The 19,635-nt window shown below is 73.1% G+C and carries 16 protein-coding genes and 1 pseudogene; 7 read left to right on the plus strand and 10 right to left on the minus strand.

The window, feature by feature from the left end; all coding sequences use genetic code 11:
• Window positions 1-224: 224 nt before the first annotated feature.
• Window positions 225-1,367, minus strand: coding sequence for a beta-ketoacyl-[acyl-carrier-protein] synthase family protein (locus FRZ03_RS29280; RefSeq protein ID WP_186785681.1), 1,143 nt, complete (start codon window positions 1,365-1,367; stop codon window positions 225-227).
• Window positions 1,364-2,968 (minus strand): HAL/PAL/TAL family ammonia-lyase, encoded by a 1,605-nt coding sequence (locus FRZ03_RS29285; protein WP_186785682.1) that lies wholly within the window; start codon window positions 2,966-2,968, stop codon window positions 1,364-1,366. The genes FRZ03_RS29280 and FRZ03_RS29285 overlap by 4 nt, the downstream gene beginning before the upstream one ends.
• A gap of 227 nt (window positions 2,969-3,195) precedes the next feature.
• Here FRZ03_RS29285 and FRZ03_RS29290 point away from each other — a divergent pair, with 227 nt between their 5' ends.
• Genes FRZ03_RS29290 through FRZ03_RS29300 form a run of 3 tightly spaced genes read left to right on the plus strand, consistent with a single transcriptional unit; the run spans window position 3,196 to window position 5,647 of the window.
• Window positions 3,196-3,786 carry an NADPH-dependent FMN reductase gene (locus tag FRZ03_RS29290; protein WP_146468104.1) on the plus strand — a complete coding sequence of 197 codons (591 nt, stop codon included), beginning with the start codon at window positions 3,196-3,198 and terminating at the stop codon, window positions 3,784-3,786.
• Complete coding sequence (locus FRZ03_RS29295) at window positions 3,783-4,172, plus strand: MoaF-related domain-containing protein (protein WP_146468105.1); 390 nt, start codon at window positions 3,783-3,785, stop codon at window positions 4,170-4,172. Before FRZ03_RS29290 ends, FRZ03_RS29295 begins: the two co-directional genes overlap by 4 nt.
• The gene (locus FRZ03_RS29300; protein WP_146468106.1) at window positions 4,169-5,647 is read left to right on the plus strand and encodes an AMP-binding protein; all 1,479 of its coding nucleotides are present in this window, start codon (window positions 4,169-4,171) and stop codon (window positions 5,645-5,647) included. The genes FRZ03_RS29295 and FRZ03_RS29300 overlap by 4 nt, the downstream gene beginning before the upstream one ends.
• 62 nt (window positions 5,648-5,709) lie before the next feature.
• Here the strand turns inward: FRZ03_RS29300 and FRZ03_RS29305 are convergent, their stop codons facing one another.
• The 3 genes from FRZ03_RS29305 to FRZ03_RS29315 are packed head-to-tail and all read right to left on the minus strand — an operon-like array spanning window position 5,710 to window position 9,077.
• Window positions 5,710-6,513, minus strand: coding sequence for an NAD(P)-dependent oxidoreductase (locus FRZ03_RS29305; protein ID WP_146468107.1), 804 nt, complete (start codon window positions 6,511-6,513; stop codon window positions 5,710-5,712).
• Window positions 6,510-7,766 carry an acyl-CoA dehydrogenase family protein gene (locus FRZ03_RS29310; RefSeq protein ID WP_146468108.1) on the minus strand — a complete coding sequence of 419 codons (1,257 nt, stop codon included), beginning with the start codon at window positions 7,764-7,766 and terminating at the stop codon, window positions 6,510-6,512. Before FRZ03_RS29310 ends, FRZ03_RS29305 begins: the two co-directional genes overlap by 4 nt.
• Before the next feature lie 42 nt (window positions 7,767-7,808).
• Entirely contained in the window at window positions 7,809-9,077 is a 1,269-nt protein-coding gene (locus tag FRZ03_RS29315) for a multidrug effflux MFS transporter (protein ID WP_146468109.1), read from the minus strand.
• A gap of 108 nt (window positions 9,078-9,185) precedes the next feature.
• Here FRZ03_RS29315 and FRZ03_RS29320 point away from each other — a divergent pair, with 108 nt between their 5' ends.
• Window positions 9,186-9,707 (plus strand): MarR family winged helix-turn-helix transcriptional regulator, encoded by a 522-nt coding sequence (locus tag FRZ03_RS29320; protein WP_186785683.1) that lies wholly within the window; start codon window positions 9,186-9,188, stop codon window positions 9,705-9,707.
• Between the two features lie 69 nt (window positions 9,708-9,776).
• The gene (locus tag FRZ03_RS29325) at window positions 9,777-10,676 is read left to right on the plus strand and encodes a LysR family transcriptional regulator (RefSeq protein WP_186785684.1); all 900 of its coding nucleotides are present in this window, start codon (window positions 9,777-9,779) and stop codon (window positions 10,674-10,676) included.
• A 7-nt stretch (window positions 10,677-10,683) separates the two neighbouring features.
• Here the strand turns inward: FRZ03_RS29325 and nucS are convergent, their stop codons facing one another.
• Window positions 10,684-11,355 (minus strand): endonuclease NucS, encoded by a 672-nt coding sequence (gene nucS / locus FRZ03_RS29330; protein WP_146468112.1) that lies wholly within the window; start codon window positions 11,353-11,355, stop codon window positions 10,684-10,686.
• Window positions 11,356-11,641: 286 nt separating this feature from the next.
• Between nucS and FRZ03_RS29335 the strand changes: the two genes are divergently transcribed.
• Window positions 11,642-12,034: an SCO5389 family protein gene (locus tag FRZ03_RS29335; protein ID WP_070027781.1), complete on the plus strand. Its 393-nt coding sequence runs from the start codon at window positions 11,642-11,644 to the stop codon at window positions 12,032-12,034.
• A gap of 122 nt (window positions 12,035-12,156) precedes the next feature.
• Here the strand turns inward: FRZ03_RS29335 and FRZ03_RS29340 are convergent, their stop codons facing one another.
• Entirely contained in the window at window positions 12,157-13,185 is a 1,029-nt protein-coding gene (locus FRZ03_RS29340) for an LLM class flavin-dependent oxidoreductase (RefSeq protein WP_146468113.1), read from the minus strand.
• A 219-nt stretch (window positions 13,186-13,404) separates the two neighbouring features.
• On the opposite strand from FRZ03_RS29340, the gene FRZ03_RS29345 reads away from it, so the two are divergent.
• Window positions 13,405-13,737: an ATP/GTP-binding protein gene (locus FRZ03_RS29345; RefSeq protein ID WP_146468114.1), complete on the plus strand. Its 333-nt coding sequence runs from the start codon at window positions 13,405-13,407 to the stop codon at window positions 13,735-13,737.
• Between the two features lie 18 nt (window positions 13,738-13,755).
• Here the strand turns inward: FRZ03_RS29345 and FRZ03_RS29350 are convergent, their stop codons facing one another.
• The 3 genes and pseudogenes from FRZ03_RS29350 to scy form a co-directional block, all read right to left on the minus strand.
• Window positions 13,756-14,544: an ABC transporter permease gene (locus FRZ03_RS29350; protein WP_146468207.1), complete on the minus strand. Its 789-nt coding sequence runs from the start codon at window positions 14,542-14,544 to the stop codon at window positions 13,756-13,758.
• Between the two features lie 46 nt (window positions 14,545-14,590).
• A pseudogene (locus FRZ03_RS29355) lies at window positions 14,591-15,274 on the minus strand (cellulose-binding protein); the annotation flags it as partial.
• A 183-nt stretch (window positions 15,275-15,457) separates the two neighbouring features.
• A complete protein-coding gene (gene scy / locus FRZ03_RS29360) occupies window positions 15,458-19,492 on the minus strand; it encodes a polarized growth protein Scy (RefSeq protein WP_146468115.1) in 4,035 nt (1,344 codons plus the stop codon).
• Window positions 19,493-19,635 lie beyond the last annotated feature (143 nt).

Genomic DNA, 19,635 nt, shown 5'->3' on the forward strand with positions numbered 1-19,635 from the left:
CCGACCCTCCCCGCCCTGTTGCCCCCCCCAGCCCCGCCCACCCCCGCCCCCCGCCCCCCCCCCCCGCCCCCCCCCCCCCGCCCGCCCCCCCCTCCCCCCCGCCCCCCCCCCCCGCCGCCCGCCCCCCCCCCGCCCGCGCCGCCGCAGACGGCCGCCGGCGCCCCGACGGACGCGGGGCCCGCGCTGTAGGGGCGCTCGGCCGGGCGGGGCCGCCGCCCGGCCGGTCAGGGGCGCCAGCCGCCGTCCGGGAAGCGGACGGTGAAGGCGCCCGCGGAGAAGGAGAGGCCGAAGGCGATCGCCAGCCCCTCCCCGGCCGGACGCGGGGTGTCCTCCGCGAACATCAACGGCACCGAACAGCCGAGGGTGTTGGCGTGGTCGCGCAGCACCCGGTACGACGACGCCGCCTTCGCGCCGTGCGGGTCGACGCCGAACCCGGCGCACAGCGAGTCCAGGATGCGGGTGCTGCCGGTGTGCATCAGCAGCACCGACGCGTCCGCCGCCGACGCCAGCGAGGAGCCCGCGAGGGCGGCCGCGGCGGTGGTGGTGGCGTAGTGGCCGCCGCGTGGGGTGACGTCGGGGGAGAGGGTGTAGAGGCGGCGGCCGTGGTCGGCGATGACCACGGGGATGTCGGAGCCGCCGTCGGGGACCGTGCCCAGCTCGGTGTCCTCGGGCAGGTCGTTGGTCAGGTTGGCGACCGGCCCGAACACCGGGCCCTCGCCCTCGTCGCCGAGGACCATGGCCACGGAGGCGTCGGCGAACAGGAACGAGTGCAGCGCGTCGACCGTGCGCTGCCGCTCGGCGGGCGCGGTCTCGGAGAAGTGCCGGTACAGGGTGCCGTCCAGCGGCGGGGACAGCGGCGTGATGGCCTCGGTGAACACCGCGAGCACCCGGCGGCCCGGGTTGGCGGTCAGGTACCAGCGGGCGGTGTCCACCACCTTGGCCATGGCCGAGCAGCCCATGTACTCGATCGCGAGGTTGGCGCAGTCGCGCGGGAGTTCGGGCATTTTGGCGATCACGTCGCACACCAGCGAGGGCAGCAGGCGGCCGGGGCTGGAGGTGACGCCGAGGACGAGCCCGATGCCGGCCGGGTCGGTGCCCGCCTTGCCGAGGGCGGCCCGCGCCGACGCGACGGCGAGGTCCGCGGTGAGGACGCCGGTCTCGGGTTCGGCGCCCTTGAAGACGACGTCGGGGTAGTTGACGAGGACCGAGTGCCGCTTGTCGATGCCCAGGGTGGTGAGCATGGCGGCGAGTCGGTCGGACATCAGGTGACGGCTGGAATCCAGGAGTTCGTCCGTGGTGAAGGCGGACGCGGGCAGTTCGGCGGCGATGCCCAGCAGGACCGGGTCGGCCTGCGCCGTGCGCGTCACCGGAGTTCCCCTTCCGTGCCGGTGGCGGCCAGCAGGGCGCCCGAGCGGATGAGCGCGACGACCTCGGCGATGTCGCCGTCCATCCGCCGGTCGGCGTCCACGAACGGCACCCGCGTGCGGACCAGGGCGTGGACGGCCCTGGTGCGCGGGGCCATCTCGGCGGTGCCGCGCAGATCGAGGGCCTGGCAGGCGGCCAGGATCTGGATCGCGGCGACCTCCTGGGTGAGTTCCACGATGCGGCGGGCGTCGCGGGCGGCTATCGGCGCCATGGACACCTTGTCCTGGTTGTGGGCCTCGGTGGAGCGGGAGAACACGGTCGCGGGCCCGGCGTGTTTGAGCGCCTCGGCGGTCAGCGCGGAGCAGGCGATCTGCATGCCCTTGAAGCCGTGGTGCAGGCCCTTCTCCCAGGCGTCGCCCGCGGTGTGGGGGATGAGGTTCTCGGTCAGGCCGTTGTTGTACTTGGCGTCGACCAGGAGCTGGAGCTGGCGGTCCAGCAGGTCGGCGACGGAGGCGACGGCGACCTTCAGCGCGTCCATGGCCTGCACGACATGGCCGGCGTAGAAGTTCCCGCCCGAGTGCACCCGGCCGTTCTCGGCGTCGAAGAGCGGATTGTCGGTGGAGGCGTTGATCTCCGTCTCCAGCCAGCCGTCCACCCACTCGATCGTGTCCCGCAGCACCCCGGCGACATGGGGGGCGCAGCGCAGCGAGTAGCGGTCCTGGATGGAGCGCTTGAGCTTCCCGTGGCCCTTGCCGTCGAGCGGGTCGTTGGAGCCGACGACCTGGTCGTGCGGGAGGGACAGGCCGGAGCCGTCGAGGAGCCGGCCGAGGTGGGCGGCCGAGGCGAGCTGCCCGCGGTGGGGGCGCTGCTCGTGGATGAAGGAGTCGAAGTGCCCGCGGTTGCCCAGGAGGGCCTCGCTGGCCAGGGCGGTGGCGAGATCGGCGACCCGCGCGAGCTGCGCGGCGTCCTGGGTGGCGAGGACGGCGAACGCGGCCGAGAAACTGGTGCCGTTGATCAGGCCGAGGCCGTCCTTGGCCTCGGGCACGACGGGCGTGAGCCCCAGCTCCGCCAGGACGTCGGCCGCGGGCCGGACCTCGCCCCGGTACTCGACCTCGCCCTCCCCGAACAGGGTGTTGGCGACGTAGCAGAGAGGAACGAGGTCGCCGGAGGCGCCGACCGAGCCGCGCTCGGGCACCCGGGGGAGGATGTCGTGGCGCAGGAAGTCCAGCAGCAGGCCGATGACGTCCGGCTGGACGCCGGAGTTGCCGCGGGCCAGGCAGTTGGCGCGGATGAGGAGGGTGGCGCGGACGACCTCGGCCGGCGCCAGCGGACCCGTGCCGTTGAGGTGGTAGGTGACCAGGTGCCGCTGGAGTTCGGCGGCCTTCTGCGGGGCGATCTGGTTGACCACGCTGTCGCCGAAGCCGGTGGTGACGCCGTAGATCGGCTGGCCGGTGGCGATGAGGTCCAGCTTGAGGTCGCGGGAGCGCTTGACCGCCTTCTGCGCGACATCGGTGTGGACGAGGCCGAGTGCACGGCCCGGGCGGGCGACGGCCGCCACGTCGTCCAGCGTGAGGGACTTTCCGTCGATGATGACGTCCTTCACAAGGGTGCCTTTCCGCTTGCGGACACGCTGATGAGTGCCAGGACTCAAGTGGGTGCGAACGACACTACGTTCGACCGTCGGCCGGGAGCCAACAGTGACTGCTTATCGGCCCGATAAGGGCCGGCGATCGCATCCGGCGGCGTCATCCGCATAAGGTTCCGTATGCGCACCCGCGCCTTTCAGCGGCCCACGGAGGCCTTCATTCCTCTTGCCGACAGGGAGAACAGGTGACGCTCGATCATGTGACGATCGTGGGAATCGGAGGCTCCACTCGGCCCGGCTCCTCCACCGAACAGGCGCTCCGGGCAGCCCTGAAGGAGATCGAGCGGCTCGGCGCCCGCACCGTGTGCCTGAGCGGGCACGACCTCGACCTGCCCCACTACACCCCGGACGACACCGGCCACCCCCGGCGGCGGCGCCTGGTGGACCTCATGGCCTCGGCCGACGGCCTGGTCATCGCCACCCCCGCGTACCACGGGGGCATGTCGGGCCTGGTGAAGAACGCCCTCGACCACGCAGAAGACCTCCGCCGGCGGCCGCAGCCGTACTTCAGCGCACGCCCCGTCGGCTGTCTCGCCACCGCCTACGGAGCCCAGGGGGCCGCCTCGGCGCTCGCCTCCCTGCGCGCCACCGTCCACGCGCTGCGCGGCTGGCCCACCCCGCTCGGGGTCGCCGTCGACAGCTCGCGCGTCCGCTTCGGCCCGGCCGGGGCGTGCCAGGACCCGCACACCCAGAGCCATTTGGAGATCATGGCCCGGCACATCACCGAATTCGCCGGGGTCAGGGTTCCCGGATATCGACAGGAAAAGGCATCATGACGGCCAGTGAATTCGCCCCTCCGGCACAGGAAGACAAGATCGGGGGGCCGTCCACCACCGAACTCGACGGCATGTCCGTCGAATACGTGTACTCCACCGGAAACCATTACCGGATGGAATTCGGAGCGGACACCCTCACCTTCCGCTTACTGGCGGGCTCCGCCCCGCCGCACACCGTCACCCTGCCCTACCGGGCCCGGCTGATCCGCTCCGGTCTGTATCTGGTGACCTGGACCGTCAAGCCCGGCATCCACGTCACCCTCCTCCTCGACCTCGCCGAGCGGACGATCCACGTCAGCGCGATGATGCCGCCCAACCAGTGGGAGTTCTTCGACATCGGGCGCCTGCTGTCCGTCGAGGGCCGGCCCGGGGAAGACGCCCGGTGAGCGACCAGGGAACCGGGAGCTGGCCGTACCGCCGCTCCCGTATCGACCCCACCGCTCCCGCGCTCGGCGGCGACGGGGACCCGATCGGCTACGGCGAACTCGCCGCCCGCGTCGACCGGCTCGCCTCCACGGGCATCCGGCACGGCGACCGGGTCGCCTACCTCGGCTGGAACCGGCCGGAGGCGTTCGAGCTGTTCTTCGCCGTCTGCCGCCTCGGCGCCGTGTTCGTGCCGGTCAGCCCGCGCCTGGCCTTCCCCGAACTCCTCGACGTCCTCAAGGACTGCGCCCCGGCCGCCCTGTTCCACGACGACGACCAGCGCACCACCGCCGAGGTCGCCTCGGGGGGCATCGCACTCGTCTGCGGCCCCGGCGGCCAGCACGCCATGACCGAGGCCGGGGACACCCCGCCGCGCCGCGACGTCACCCTGGAGGACCCCGCCGTCATCCTCTACACCAGCGGCACCACCGGCATGCCCAAGGGCGCCGTCCTCTCCCACGGCAGCCTGCTCTTCAACACCGTCAACCAACTCGCCCACGTCGACGTCCTGTCCACCGACCGGGCGCTGGTCATCGCCCCCCTCTTCCACGCCACCGGGCTCGGACAGGTCGGCCTGCCCACCCTGTTCAAGGGCGGCAGCCTGCTGGTCCAGCGGTTCTCGGCCGGCAAGGCGCTGAAGACCATCGAGGAGCGGCGGATCACCGCGTTCACGGCCGTGCCGACCATGCTGCGGATGATGAGCGCCGACCCCGCCTTCGAGAAGGCGGACCTGTCCGCGCTGCGCTACGTCGTCCACGGCGGCTCCCCGGCCGACCCGCGGGTGGTCGACGCCTGGCGGGCCAAGGGCGTCACCCTCCTCCAGGGCTACGGCATGACCGAGGCCGCCCCGGGCGTCACCCTCGCCACGGAGCGCACGGCGGCCGCCGAGCCCCGGTCCGCGGGCGTCCCGCACTTCTTCACCGACCTGAGCGTGCGCACCGCCCGGGGCGGGGCGGGCGAGCTGTGGGTGCGCGGCCCGCACCTGTTCACCGGCTACCACGGACAGCCCGAGGCGACCGCCGAGGCCATGGACGACGGCTGGTTCCGAACCGGCGACGCGGTGCGCCTGGAGAACGGCCAGGTGTACGTGGTCGACCGGGTCAAGGACATGTTCATCTCGGGCGGCGAGAACGTGTACCCGGCCGAGGTCGAGGCCCGTCTCGACGCCCTGGAAGGGGTCCGGGAGAGCGTCGTGGTCGGTGTGGACGACGCCGAGTGGGGGCAGGTCGGGGCCGCCTTCGTCGTCCTGGAGGAGGGCGCCCGGCTGACCGGGGAGCAGATCAGGGAGCGGCTGCGCGGCGAGCTGGCCGCGTTCAAGGTGCCCCGGTCGGTGCGCTTCGTGCCCCGGCTGCCGCGCACCCCCACCGGGAAGATCCGGCGCACCGACCTCGTCGCCCGGCTGGCGCGTGAGGCGCCGTCGGACACGTCGGACACCTGACCGGGGGGGGCCGTCCGTCGTGCGCCGGTCCCGCGCTCCGGGCGCGGGGCCGGCGCACTGTCTCAGGGACGGCGTCCCGCGACGGTCCAGTGCCTGTGCACCAGGGCCTGCCGCTCCACCTCGTCGGCGAGGGCGAGCGCCAGGTCCGGCAGGTCGATCCCGGCCGGCACGCCCTGGTCGAACAGCATGAAGTCGACGCCCAGGCGGTAGTCGCCCGTCCCCGGGCCGGGCCGGTACAGCCACGGCGGCGACAGGAACGACCAGCGCAGGTCGCGCCGGTGCTCGAACAGGTCCAGGGCGATCCGGCAGCCCTCCAGGAGCGGCACGCGGCTCCAGTTCCCGACCCGCTCCTCCAGCTCGGGATCGGTCGCCCCCGCAGGTATCGCGCCGCTCAGCTTGCGGCGGGCGGCCTCGTGGAAGAACGACTCCTTGGTGATCTCGCCCAGCCAGGTGAGGTGCTCGGCGGGCATCACGCCGAAGTACCAGGAGGGGAACCGGGGATCGTCGAACATCTGGAGCCCGGGCTCGACGTACAGGCTGGCCGCGCCGCCGACGTACATCAGGTAGCCGGCGCCGGAGCGGACATGCGCCTGGAGGATGCGCCGGGTGCCCTCGGCCTGCCGGTAGTAGACCTCCAGATCGACCTCGTGGCCGCCGGAGAAGCACGAGACGACGACGTCGTGCCCGCGCAGCCGCTCGGTGAGGGCCGGTACGTCGAACACGTCGCAGGCGGCCTCGGCGAGCTGCCCGGCGGGCCCGGCGAGCCGGCCGCGGGAGACCCCGGTGACCCGGTGCCCGCGGCGCAGCAGCACCTCGGTCAGGGCCCGGCCGGTCATCCCGGTGTGCCCGATCACGGCGACCTTCACGGCGCCTCCTCCCCGGCGGCCGGGAGGGACACGGCGAGGGCGGGGTTGACGGGGTTCGGCGGCTCGCCCCCCAGGGCGATGACCCCGGCCATCTGGAGCACGGCGTCCTGCGCGACGGCGTGCTGGCACATGGTGGTGACGTCCCGCAGCCAGCGGTCCAGCGGGCTCGTGCGGTAGACCGCCGAGCCGCCGACGAGGTCGTACAGCCGCTGGACGATCCGCCGGGCGGTCTGGAAGGCGTACGTGCGCGCCAGCGCGGTGCCGACGCGCGCGGCCCGCAGATCGCCGCCGCCGGAGTCGAGCAGCTCCCACTGGACGCGCAGCGTCTCGTAGACGCCGGCCCGGGCGGCGGCCAGCTCCATCTCGCTGCGGCCGATCGCCTCGTGCACCCGCGGATCGTCGAGCCAGGGGACGCCGGTCTCCCGGTCGCGGCGGCCGTCCGCGAGGCCGATGACATGGTCGAGGGCGGCGCGGGCCAGGCCGAGCGGGATGCCGGGCATCTTGCGCTGCACCGCGTCCGGGGTGCGCAGCAGGACGCGGTCCCGGCGGGGCCGGGCGAGCGTGAAGACGTGGTCGTTGGGGACGAACAGGTCCTCGGTCCGGTAGTCGTGGCTGCCGGAACCGGCCAGCCCGGTGGTGTGCCAGGTGTCGAGGACCTCGAACTGCTCGGGGCGGGCGGCGAAGACCCGCCACTGCCGGGGCTCGCCGGTCAGCGGGTCCGGCACGGGCCGCCCCCGCTCCTGGACCGTGCAGGAGGCCATGAGCACCTGGCAGTGGCTGACGCAGGAGGCGAACCGCCACCTGCCGCCGATCCGGTAGCCGCCGTCCGTCTTCTCGGCGGTGCCGGTCGGCAGCAGCGCCCCCGCGGTGATCGTGTCCAGGTCCGCGTACAGGGTGCGGGCCGTCGCGTCCGGCAGGTAGCCGGCGTAGATGCCGGAGTCCATGCCGATCATCGCGCACCAGGCGGCCGAGGCGTCGCCCTGGGCGAGGATCTCCAGCAGCCGCGCCTGCTGCGCGGAGGTGAGGTCGGGGCCGCCCCGGTCGGCGGGCATGGCCGCCCGCCACACCCCCGCCCCCCGGAGCAGCTCGACGACGTGGTCGGGCAGCCGGCGCCCCTCCTCGATCTCGTCGGCGGCCCGCCGCAGCCACGGCACGGTCCGCCGGGCCCGGTCGAGGACGTCGGCCGCCGAGGCGGGCGGGGTGTCCCAGGGCGGTGGTGCGGCGCTGTCCGTGCGGGTCTCGGTGACGGTCATGAGCGGTTCCCCCTGTGAGTCGTGCGGCGAGTCGTGCCGGGCTCAGTGCACGGTGGCGGCGCTCTGCGGCGCCTGCCCGCCGAGGACGGTGTTCTCGCCGTGGCGCTGCCACGGACGGGCGATGAGGACGAGGCACAGGAACGCGCACCCGAACCCGATGACCATCAGGGCGGCCATGGGCTTGTCGCTGCCGGTGCCCAGCGCGCCGACGACGGGCGCGGCGATGCCGCCGAAGAGGCACTGCCCGGCGCCGATGACGCCCGAGGCGGCGCCGCCGGCCCGGCGGCCGATCTCCTGGCCGATGGTCATGATGGAGGGGATGGTCAGCCCCATCGCGAACATGCACAGGAACATGAAGACCAGCGAGGTGGTCAGGGTGTTGCCCGCGGTCACGGCGACGATCGCGTGGCCGGCCGAGGCCACCAGGCCGACGGTGACGCCGATGGTGAGCAGCCGGTTCAGCCCGGCCTTGGCGGCGAGGTTGCCGACCATCGCGCCGCCGATCAGGATGCCGACCGCGGTGACCGCGAAGGACAGGCTGTACTTGGTCGCCGACAGCTTGTAGACGTCCTGGAAGACGAAGCTGGAGCCGGAGATGTACGAGAACAGGGCGACGTTGGCGAAGGAGAACACCAGTACGTAGCCGAGGAACGGGCGCTCGGCGAGCAGGCCCCGCATGGACCGGAACGCCGTCGCGACGCCGCCGGAGTGGCGCCGCTCGGGCGGGAGGGACTCCGGCAGGGCGGCGGCGACCGCGATCAGCAGGACCACGCTGAGGGCGGCCAGGACGACGAACAGGGCCCGCCAGGAGAAGACGTTGGTGATCAGACCGCCGAGCACGGGCGCGATGATCGGGGCCACGGCGAAGATGACCGACAGGATCGAGAACCGCTTCGCCGCCTCCTGGCCCCGGTACCAGTCGCCGACCACGGCGCGGGCGAGGACCATGCCGGCCGAGCCGGAGACGCCCTCCAGGACGCGGGCCGCATTCAGCAGTTCCGTGCTGGTGGCGACGGCACACAGCACCGAGAACACGGCGAACAGCGCGGAGCCCCACATCAGCAGCCTGCGGCGGCCGGTGGAGTCGCTGACCGGGCCGATCAGGAGCTGTCCGACCAGCATGCCCAGCAGGTAGGCCGTCAGGCTCAGCTGGATGCTGGAATCGGCGGCGTGCAGGTCGCGGCCCATGTCCGGGAACGCCGGTAAGAGCATGTCGGTGGCCAGGGGAGTGATCGCGGTCAGCGACGCCAGCAGCAGGATCACGGCCCCGCCCCGGGCCGGAGGCGTGCCGTGGAGCGGACGAGCTTGCATCCGACGAGCCTTTCGTGGTGTGGGTTGCCGGTCCCGCGGGCCGCCGGTTCTCGGTCGGCCCCGAGATAGTTACACTATGGTTCAGTGATTAACAATATGGAGGTCTCTGTGATCCCGTCCACCCCCAGCGACCAAGTCACCCTGTGGTGGCGGCAGGCCCGTCCGGATCTCGACACCCATTCCATGGATGTCTTCGGACGCCTGCGCCGCCTCCAGGTCCTGGTGGAACTGGAGGCCTCCACGACCCTCGCCGGAGTCCAGCTCACCTCGAGCGAACTCGACGTGATGGTCACCCTGCGGCACGCCGACACACCGCTCATCGCCCGCAACATCGCCGCCCTGCGCGGCTGTTCGCGCGCCGCGATGAGCAACATCCTCGCCAAGATGGAGAAGCGCGGCCTCGTCGTGCGGGAGCCCAACCCCGCCGACCGCCGCGCCGTCCTGGTGCGCCTCACCGACGCCGGGGAGCAGCTGACGGATACCGTCTTCCCCAAGCGCCTCGCCCTGGAGGCGGACCTTCTCTCCCAGCTTTCCGAAGCCGAGCAGCACCAGGTCGCCGACGCCCTGGACCTGCTCGTGAACGCGATGCTGCGCCGTTCACCGCTGCCTCCGGACCCGGAGGCGGTCTAGGTACGCAGACGGCGGCGCCCCCCTGGCGGGGTGCCGCCTCTGACGCAACAGCACAACGGGGGAAACACTGTGCGACGCGATCTCGACATACGTCCGTTACGCACGCTCGTCACCATCGTGGACGTCGGAGGCTTCCGCCGGGCCTCCCGGGTCCTCAGCATCTCCCAGCCCGCGGTCAGCCAGCACATCCGCCGCCTGGACGCCCTGATCGGGGAGCCCGTCTTCCGCGAGACCGGACCGAGCCTGGTCCTGTCCGCCGGCGGCGAGGAACTGCTGCGCTTCGCCCGTCAGCTCGTGCGCACCAACGACGAACTCGTCACCCGGCTGTCCGCCCACCGCTCCACCGGACGCCTGGCGCTCGGCGTCTGCGAGACCCTGGTCGGCGTGATCCCGACCCTGCTCGCCGAGCTGAAGGCCCATGTCTCCCTGGTGGACACGAGCGTGCTCGCGGGACCGGGCGACGAGCTGACCGACCAGCTCGCCGAGGGTGCCATCGACATGCTCCTCAAGGTCGGGGAGCCCGGCAAGGACGCGGACCGGGTCATCGGCGCCATCGAGTGCGCCTGGTTCGGCGAGAGGGCCCTGCTCGACGACGCCTCCCTGCCCCTCGCCGTCTTCGCGGGCCGCACCACGCCGCTGCGGCAGCTCGCCGAGGAGACCCTCACCTGCGCGTCCCGCCCCTGGCACGTGGTCTACAAGGGGGTCGGCGTGGAGGACGTCGTCGGCGTCTGCCGGTCCGGCGTCGGCGTCAGCCTGCTGTTCGCCGCGGCCGAGGACCGCTGGAACCTGCCCGTCGTCCCGCGTGGGCGGCTGCCCGAGCCCGCCCGGCATCTGCCGGTGATCGTCGCCGCGGGGCCGCGGCTCGCGCCCGGGCTCGCCGGCCAGGCGCGGGAGGCCGTCGAGGAGGCGATGGGCGACTACACCTGCACGGCCGCGGAACCGGGCCACATGGCCAGGCGGGCGTCCTGAAGCCGTACTAGAACAGCCTCAGCTTGTCGTCCTCGATGCCGCGCAGGGCGTCGTAGTCCATGATGTGGCAGTCGATGCCCCGGTCGGTGGCGAGCACCCGCGCCTGGGGCTTGATCTCCTGGGCGGCGAAGATCCCGCGGACCGGGGCGAGGTGCGGGTCGCGGTTCAACAGGTCGAGATACCGGGTGAGTTGCTCCACGCCGTCGATCTCGCCCCGGCGCTTGATCTCGATCGCGACCGTCTGCCCGCTCGCGTCCCGGCACAGGATGTCCACCGGGCCGATGGCCGTCATGTACTCGCGGCGGATGAGCGTGTAGCCCTCGCCGAGCGTCTCGATGCGGTCGGCGAGCAGCTCCTGGAGGTGCGCTTCCACGCCGTCCTTGATCAGACCGGGGTCCACGCCCAGTTCGTGCGAGGAGTCGTGGAGGATCTCCTCCATCGTGATGATCAGTTTCTCGCCCGCCTTGTTGACGACGGTCCACACGCCCTCGTCGGCGCCCGTGCCCTCCTTCAGCGTGCAGGGCGGCGACATCCAGTTGAGGGGCTTGTAGGCCCGGTCGTCGGCGTGGATGGAGACGCTGCCGTCCGCCTTGACCAGGATCAGGCGCGGCGCCGAGGGGAGGTGGGCGGTGAGCCGGCCGGCGTAGTCGACCGAGCACCGGGCAATGACGAGACGCATGGTCCGCAACGCTACTCGACACCCGTCGCCCCACGCGATTCGCAGGTCCCGCCGGTAGCGGATCGCCCCACTTGCCCCTGCTTTGTCCCTGGAAACTCTTGTTCGTCCTTGGCCGATTGTGGGCACAACCCGACCGTTCCATATACCCATTCTGGTGGTGTGGTCACCGACCGTTGCCTACCGTAGGAACGGGAGGTCGCGGTCCATGTACTCAGCGTGTTTGACGGCCGAACTCCCTTTGTCCGTCCGGCAACCCCTGTTCATCGGGGGTGCGAGAGGAGAACCCATGTCGCTCGACGTCTCACCGGCCCTACTCGAAGCGGCCGAGCGAGGCGAGGTCGACGAAGCAGAATTCGTCGACTGCGTCCGGACCTCCCTGCCCTACGCGTGGGAGATGATCAGCTCCCTGGTGGCCCAGCTGAAGGTGGACGGCGGGCCCTTCGCCGACAACCAGACGCCGCCGCCGGACGAGCAGGCGCGCGGCCAGTTGCTGCGTGCGCTCGCCAGTGACGCCATCCGCGGCGCGCTGCAACGGCACTTCGGTGTGCGGCTTGCCTTCCAGAACTGCCACCGGGTGGCGGTGTTCCCGCTGGACCCCTCGGTGGACGAGAGGCTGGCCCGGTTCACCTCGGTGCGGGCCCAGCTGCTCAACCAGTCGCCGGAACTCCGGGACTGCTGACCCGCGGCTCCGGCACGTCCGGGGCAGCGCGTCGCCTGCTTGCCGCTCCACCCGCGGGAGGTGCATCCGGTGCTGGGGCGGCAAGCCCCCCAGGCGGCTCGCCCCTTGTCCACGTCCGTCGGTCAGCGCAGCCCGGGCAGCACCTCGGCGCCCAGGCGGCGCAGCGTCTCCTCCGTCGCCGCGAGATCGCCCGAGCCCTCGACCAGCAGGGCGAAGCGGGAGATGCCCGTGCGCTCCGCCGTGGCCGCGAGCCGGTCGCCGGCCAGCCGCGGGGTGCCCACCGGGTGCAGCCCGCAGAGCAGTTCCGTGTAGGCGTGCGGATCGCGCATCACGCGCCTGCGGCCGTCGACCGTCACATGCGCGTCGAGCCCCTGTTTCAGCCAACCCGGCATCGCCTTCAGCAGGGTCTCCACCGCGTCCTGCCGGCGGTCGGCGAGCTGGCAGACCCCGGCCGCGACATGTCCGGCGTCCGCGATCTCCTCGGGTGGCCGGCCCGCCGCGCGGGCGCAGCGCCGCCACAGGGCGACCATCTCGGCTTTCTCCTCGTCCCCCGCGTGCATCCCGAGCAGCATCGGCAGCCCGCGCTCGGCGGCCAGCCGCACGGTCGCCGGGGAGGTGCAGGCGACGACGACCTCGGGGCCCGGGGCGTCGGTCAGCGCCTCGGCGGGGCGGGGTACGACCGGGACCTCGCGGAAGCTGAACCGCTCGCCGCAGGCCGCCACGGCCGGCTCGCGCAGCCAGCGCAGCAGCAGATCGAGCGACTCCGGGAACCCGTGTTCGTACGCGTCCAGTCCCTTGCCGAACACCTCCAGGTCCACCCAGGGGCCGCCGCGGCCCACCCCGAGGGTGAACCGCCCGCCGCTCGTCAGGTGCAGCAGCGCGGCCTGCTCGCCCAGGGCGACCGGGTGGGCGGTGGGCAGTACGCTGACCGCCGTGCCCACCCGGATGCGGCGGGTGCGGCCGAGCAGCAGGGCGGCCAGGGTGACGGCCGACGGACAGGTGCCGTACGGCACGAAGTGGTGCTCGGCCAGCCAGACCGAGTCGAGACCGGCCTCCTCGGCGACCTCCGCCGAGCGGACCGCCCGGTGCAGTGCCTCCCCCTGGCCCTGGCCCGGGAACTGGGCGCCCAGCACAAAGCTTCCTACGTACATCGCGTTTCCCGCTTCCTCGGCTCCGACCCGAGCTCCCCACCGGCATAACCGTCTGACACGTGCGCAGGACACGGCCCGGTGGGGTAATTGACGGATTGTCTGCAGAATCCGCCGTCCCACAGGGGGACTTGCGCCGGTTGGCACCCTTCGCGTACCCCGGTCGGCGGCGCGTAGGCTGGGCGCAGTCCTTGCTTGCCGCCGAGCCCCGAGAGGTGTCCCGTGTCCCCGCGCCGCAACCGACCGAAGGCCGCCGGCTCGTCCGGCCCCAGCGCCGAGGACGACCGCACCGGCCGGTACGGCGGCTTCCAGTCCACGGAGCGCTGGCAGGGCGAGGAGTGGAGCGTGCGCCATGTCGCGGGCGCGAGCGCCGAGGGCAAGACCTACCGCTGCCCCGGCTGCGACCAGCTGATCCCCTCCGCCGTCCCGCACGTGGTCGCCTGGCCCGACCACGCGGGCGTGGACGACCGCCGCCACTGGCACAAGGCCTGCTGGAACGCGAAGGACCGCCGCACCACGCGGGTGCAGCGGTCCCGTAACGCGCCGAGGTTCTAGCGTTCCGGCGGGCGGGGCTCAGACGTCCCGGGCGCGCAGCAGGGCGTACGCGCCGGCGCCGGCCACCGCGGTCAGCCCCAGCATGATCCACAGCGGGTCCCAGCCGGTGGGTCCGGAGCTGCTGATGGCGTTGTCGTAGAAGACGCTGAGCTGGCTCGGGAACGAGTACTCGAACAGGAAGTTGCGCACCGAGCGCAGCGAGTCCGTGGCCATGAACAGCGCGAGCACCAGCGGGGCGAGCACCAGGCCGATCATGATGGTGATGCCGCCCGCGGAGTGCCGGATCATGGAGCCGACCAGCAGCGCGAGCAGACCGAGCAGGGCGATGTAGAGGCTGACGCCGAGGGTGGCCTTGGCCCAGTCCCCGCCCGAGGGCGTGCGCGCGCCGCTGCCGGACAGCATGGACGCCTGGACCATGGCCACGAAGGTGGTCGACACCAGGGTCACGACGAAGGCGACCACGAAGAACACGATCGCCTTGGCGGCCAGCACCCGGCCCCGGCTCGGGCACGCCGTCATCGTCGTACGGATCATCCCGGTGCCGTACTCCGACGCGGTGGTCAGCACGCCCAGGGTGATGACGCACATATTGCCGACGAGCAGCCCGAAGAACCCGAAGGAGAGCGGGTTGGTGCCGTGCAGCGAGGCCTCGTCGGTGTTCTCGCTCACCAGCGCCCCGGCCAGCAGGCCGATGCCGACGACCAGGACCACGAAGACGCCGAGCGTCCAGATCGTGGAGCGGACGGACCTGATCTTCGTCCACTCGGAGGTCACCGCGTGCCCCAGGTGCGTGCGCACGACGGGGATCGGCGAGGTGTAGCCGGGGTACGAGCCGCCGTGCGCCGCCTGCCGGTCGGGCGCGGCGCTCGGCGTCGGTGCGCAGCTTCTCCGCCTCCAGGCGCAGCTGCTCGGCGCGGTGCTCGATCTCCGCGAGCCGCTTCTCCGCCTTCTGCTGACGGGAGGCCAGGTCGCGCTCGGACTGCTCGCGGCGCTTGGCGAGGTTCGTCTCGAAGTCGGCGGCGGCCTGCGCGGCCTTGGCGCGGGTCTCCTCGAAGAGGGCGTCCGCCTCCTCACGCTTGGACTGGGCGTCCTTCTGCGCGTCGGCGCGCAGCTGGGAGGCCTCGCCCTTGGCCTTCTCGACGATCCGGACGCCCTCGTCCTCGGCCTTGGCCTTGCGCTCGGCGGCGTAGGACTCGGCGTCGTTGCGGACCTGCTGGGCGGCCGACTCGGCCAGCTCGCGGTGCTGTTCCGCGGCGCGGCGGGCCTCCTCACGCAGCTCCTTGGCCTCTTCCTCGGCCAGGCGCAGGATCTTCTCGACCCGGGCGCCGAGACCCGCGTACGACGGCTCGGCGTCGCTGACCTGGGCCTGGGCGTTCTGCGTCTCGAGGTGCAGCTCCTCGATCCGCTTTTCCAGGGCGGTGATACGGGCGTTGGCCTGGTCACGTTGGGAGACGAGGTTGGAGATACGTTCGTCCACCTGAGCGCGGTCGTACCCACGCCGCACAAGCTCGAAGCCGTAGGGGGAAGTGTCGCTCATGGGGTTCCTGTCAAATGAGACCGGTGAGGTGATAGGGGGAATCCTAGGCGCCGAAGCGGTGTGTCATCGAGCGGATACGTGTTTGATCTGGAGAATGACACCTCTTTTGAGTGGCTGACCGCAGGAGGGCTTGCCAACGAGCAGGGCAAAGCCCCCAGTCGACACCCGAACACCCCTCGGATGCTAGCCGTCTGACGACTTGCCACCCGAACGGGGGGCTCCGACCGTCGCACCCGCCTTGACCGACGCGTCCTTGCCGGAACCCGGCGCCTCGAAGGACTCCAGCGCGTCCAGCACGTCCTGGACGCGGGAGATCTCGGCGTTGATGTCCTGCCGCCTGCGCACCAGGACCTCCAGCTCGCGCTTGCCCTCCTCGACCGAGGCCCGCGCCTCCCGGATCGCCTCCGCCTTCAGCTCCTCGGCCTCCTTGACCAGCCGCGCCTTCTTCTGCTCGGCCTCCTTCAGCAGGCCCTCCGCCTTCTTGACGGCCGCGATCCGCACCTTGCCCGCCTCGGAGTCGGCGTCCGAGAGGATCTCCTTCGCCTTCGCCTGGGCCTTCTCCAGCTGCTCCTCGGCGGCCTTGATGAGCGCGTCGCAGCGGTCGCCCGTGGACTTCATCGTCTCGGCGGCCTCGCGGCGGGCCCGCGCGTGCAGCTCCTCGATCTCGGCGGTGACCCGCTCGCGCAGCTCCTCCGCCCGCTCCCGGATCGCCGTGGCGTCCCGGCGGGCGCCCACCAGCAGCTCGTCCGCGTCCGTACGGGCCTTCTCCACCAGGGAGTTGCCCTCGATGGTCGCCTCCGAGACGATCCGCTCGGCCTCGCTGCGGGCCGCGCCCACCATGGTGTCGGCCTGCGCCTCCGCCTCCGCGGTGGTCTGCTGCGCCTGCTGCTGCGCCTCGGTGAGCAGCTTGTCGGCCTCCGCAGTGGTCTCGCCGATGAGCTTGTCGACCTGCTCGGCCGCCTCCGAACGCCGCTTGTTGGCGTCCTTGCGGGCCTCGTCCAGGGTCTGCTCGGCCTCCTCGCGGGCCGAGTTGAGCAGCCGTTCGGCCTCCGCCTGCGCCTCGGTCCTGGTCCGCTCGGCCTCGGTGCGCAGCTGCTCGGCGTGCGCCTGCGCGGAACCCACCGTCTCGGCGGCCTCGGCACGCAGCCGCTCCGCCTCCGTGGTGGCCTCCCCCACGAGCTGGTCCGCGCCGGCCCGCGCCTCCGCGCGCACCCGCTCGGCCTCGGCCGCGGTCTGTGCCCGCAGCCGCTCGGCCTCGGTGATCGCCTCGGTGCGCACCCGCTCGGCCTCCGCGGCCGTCTCCGTCTGGAGAAGCTCCGCCTCCTTGCGCGCCTCCGTGATGAGGGTGTCGGCCTGGGTCGCCGCGTCCGACCGGATGCGGTTGGCGTCCTCGCGGGCGTCCGCCCGGGTCCGCGCCGCCGCCTGGTCGGCCTCGGCCAGCGCGTCGGACGCCTCGGTGCGCACCCGCTGCGCGTACTCGCCCGCGTCGGAGCGCAGCCGCTCGGCCTCGGTCGCGGCCTCGGCGAGGGTGCGCTCGGCCAGTGCCTTGGCGGCCTCGGACTCCTCGTGCGCCTCCTGCCGGATGCGGCCGGCGTCCTCGCCCGCGTCCGAGCGCAGCCGCTCGGCCTCGGTCGCGGCCTCGGCGAGGGTGCGCTCGGCCAGCGCCTTGGCGGCCTCCGTCTCCTCCTGCGCCTCCTGCCGCAGCCGGCCGGCGTCCTCCGACGCCCGCTCCCGCTCGGCGTGGGCGTCGGCACGCAGCCGCCCGGCCTCCTCCTCGGCCTCCCGCTTCGTCCGCTCCGCCGCGTGCTCGGCGGCCGAACGCAGCCCGGCGATCTCCTCCTGCGCCTGCTCGTGCAGCCCGGCGACGGAGTCCCGCACCTGCTGCGCGTGCTGCTCGGCCGCGGACACCATCTCGCCGGCCCGGCGGTCGGCCTCCTCGACCAGGCGCACCGCCTCGGCCTGCGCGTCCTCCACCCGCTTGCGCGCCGAGGCCAGCAGCTCCTCGCTCTGCTCGCGGGCCCGCCGGCGCTCCTCGTCGGCCTCCTCGCGGGCAGCGCCGAGCAGCTCCTCGGCCTCGCGGCGGCGCCGGGCGGCCTCCTCCTGCGCGGCCGCCAGCGTCTCGGACGCCTCGGCGGCCAGCCGCTCGGCGGCGGCCTGCGCCTCCGCGCGCACCCGGTCGGCGCTCTCCTGCGCCTCCGTCTTCAGCCGCTCGGCCTCGGCCGCCGCCTCCGAACGCAGCCGTACGGCGACGGCCTCGCCCTCGGCACGGGAGGCGGACGCGTCCGCCGCCGCCTCGTCGCGCAGCCGTTCGGCCTCGGTCTCGGCCTGCTCCTGGAGCGCCCGGATCCGCTCGGCGGCCTCGGCGCGCAGCCGCTCGGCCTCCTCGGCGGCCTCCTTGCGGATCCGCCCGGCCTCCTCGCGGGCCTCGGTGAGCGCCTGCTCGGCCGACGCCAGCCGCTCCTGGGCCTCGCCCTGGAGCCGGGTCAGCTCCTCGGCCGCCTCCAGGCGCCGGGCCTCGACCGCCTTGTCGGTCTCCTCGCGCAGCTCGCGCGCGGCCTTCTCGGCGTCCGCGCGGACCGTCTCGGCCGCCTCGTCGGCCTCCGTGCGCAGCCGCTCGGCCTCGCCGCGGGCGCGCTCCAGGGTCTCCTCGGCCTGCCGGCGCAGCGAGGTGGCGCGCTCGATGGCCTCGGTGCGCACCTTCTCGCTGTCGGCGGTCGCCTTCTGCCGCAGCTCGTCGGCGTCCGCCTTGGCCTTGGCCAGCAGCTCCTCGGCGGACTTGGCCGCCTCCTCGATCTGCGTCACCGCCTCGCGGCGGGCCTCGGCACGGATCGACTCGCCCTCGGCCACCGCGTCGGACCGCAGCTGCTCGGCCTCGCCGCGCAGCCGCCGGGCCTCCTCCTGGAGCTCGACCGTCTTGGCGCGGTACTCCTCGGTGTCGTCCTTCGCCGCGCCCTTGAGCTGCTCGGCGATGTCGTGCGCCTCCGCGCGCAGCCGGTCCGCCTCTTCCTCGGCCTCCTTGCGGATCCGCTCGGCCTTCTCGGTGGCGGCCCGGGTGGTCTTCCGGGCCTCCTCCGACGCCTTGTTGAGGACCTCCTCGGCGGTCCTGGCCGCCTTGGACAGCTGGGTGGCGGTCTCCTCCGCGGTGACCGTACGGGCCTTCTCGACGGCCTCGGCGACGATCTTCTCGGCCTCGGCGCGGGCGTCGGCGACCAGCTGCTCGGCCTCCGAGCGGGTGCTCTCCGCCTCCTTGGTGGCCTCCTCGACCAGACGGGCGACCTGCTCCTTGGCGGTGCGGGTGCGCGTCTCGTTGGCGCTCTCCGCGCTCGCCAGGGTCTTGGCGGCGGCCTCCTCGGCCTGCGTGACCAGCTTCTCGGCCTCGGCCTGCGCCTTGCGCAGCGCCTCCTCCGCGTCCGCCATCCGCTGCTCGGCGGCCCGGCTCAGCTCGGCGGCCTGCCGGCGGGCGGCGTCCGACTCGGTGGCCGTGGTGGTGCGCAGCCGCTCGGCGTGGTCGGTGGCCTCCTGCGCCTGCGTGGAGGCCGCGTTCAGCAGCCGCTCCGCGTCCGCGCGGGCCCGGCGCAGGATCTGCTCGGCCTCCGCGCGGGCCTCCTCGGCCTCGCCGCGCAGCCGGTCCCGGGCCTCCCGGGTCAGCCGCTCCGCCTCGGCGCGGGCGGCGGCCATCGCCTGCTCGGCCTCCGCGCGCGACTCGTCCAGCAGCCGCCGGGCCTGCTGCTCGGTGCGGGCCCGCAGTTGCTCCGCCCACGCCACGTTCTCGTTGACGTGCGACTCGACGGTGGCCCTGCGCTCGGCCAGCTCCTGGTCGAGCTGCTGGCGCCGGGTCACGGCCTCCTGGTGCAGCTCCGCCTGGAGCCGCGCCGCCTGTTCGGCGTGCTCCTGGAGGATCCGCTGCGTCTGCGCGCGGGCCTGGCTCAGCTCCCGCTCGGCGTCCTGACGCAGCTGCTCGGCCTGCATCTGGGCGTTGCGGAGCAACTGCTCGGCCTGGTAGCCGATGTCGCCGCCGTCATAGGCGGGACGGGTCATCAGGGTGCGGCGCGCCTCGTGCAGCTTGGCGCGCAGCACCTCGACCTGGTAGCCGAGGTCCTCGGCGTGCTGGATCGCCTTCTCCCGCTCGGTCCTCAGCCGCTTCATCTCGGCCTCGAACCGAGAGAGGTGGTCGACGTCAGCCGCCGGCTCTCGCTCCTGGCTCTCGTAGCCCCGCACTGCGCGGTCCCATCCGTCCCCTGGTCAGCTTCTCCAACGAGCCACGTCCAACCGCCGAACGGGGCCCCCGGGGAAATGGTGTCAGATCAACGGCGGAGCACGGCCTGCTGCCCCGACGCACGTCCCCCGAAACCCGGACCCCG

Source organism: Streptomyces misionensis, from assembly GCF_007896895.1.
GTDB lineage: Bacteria > Actinomycetota > Actinomycetes > Streptomycetales > Streptomycetaceae > Streptomyces > Streptomyces misionensis_A.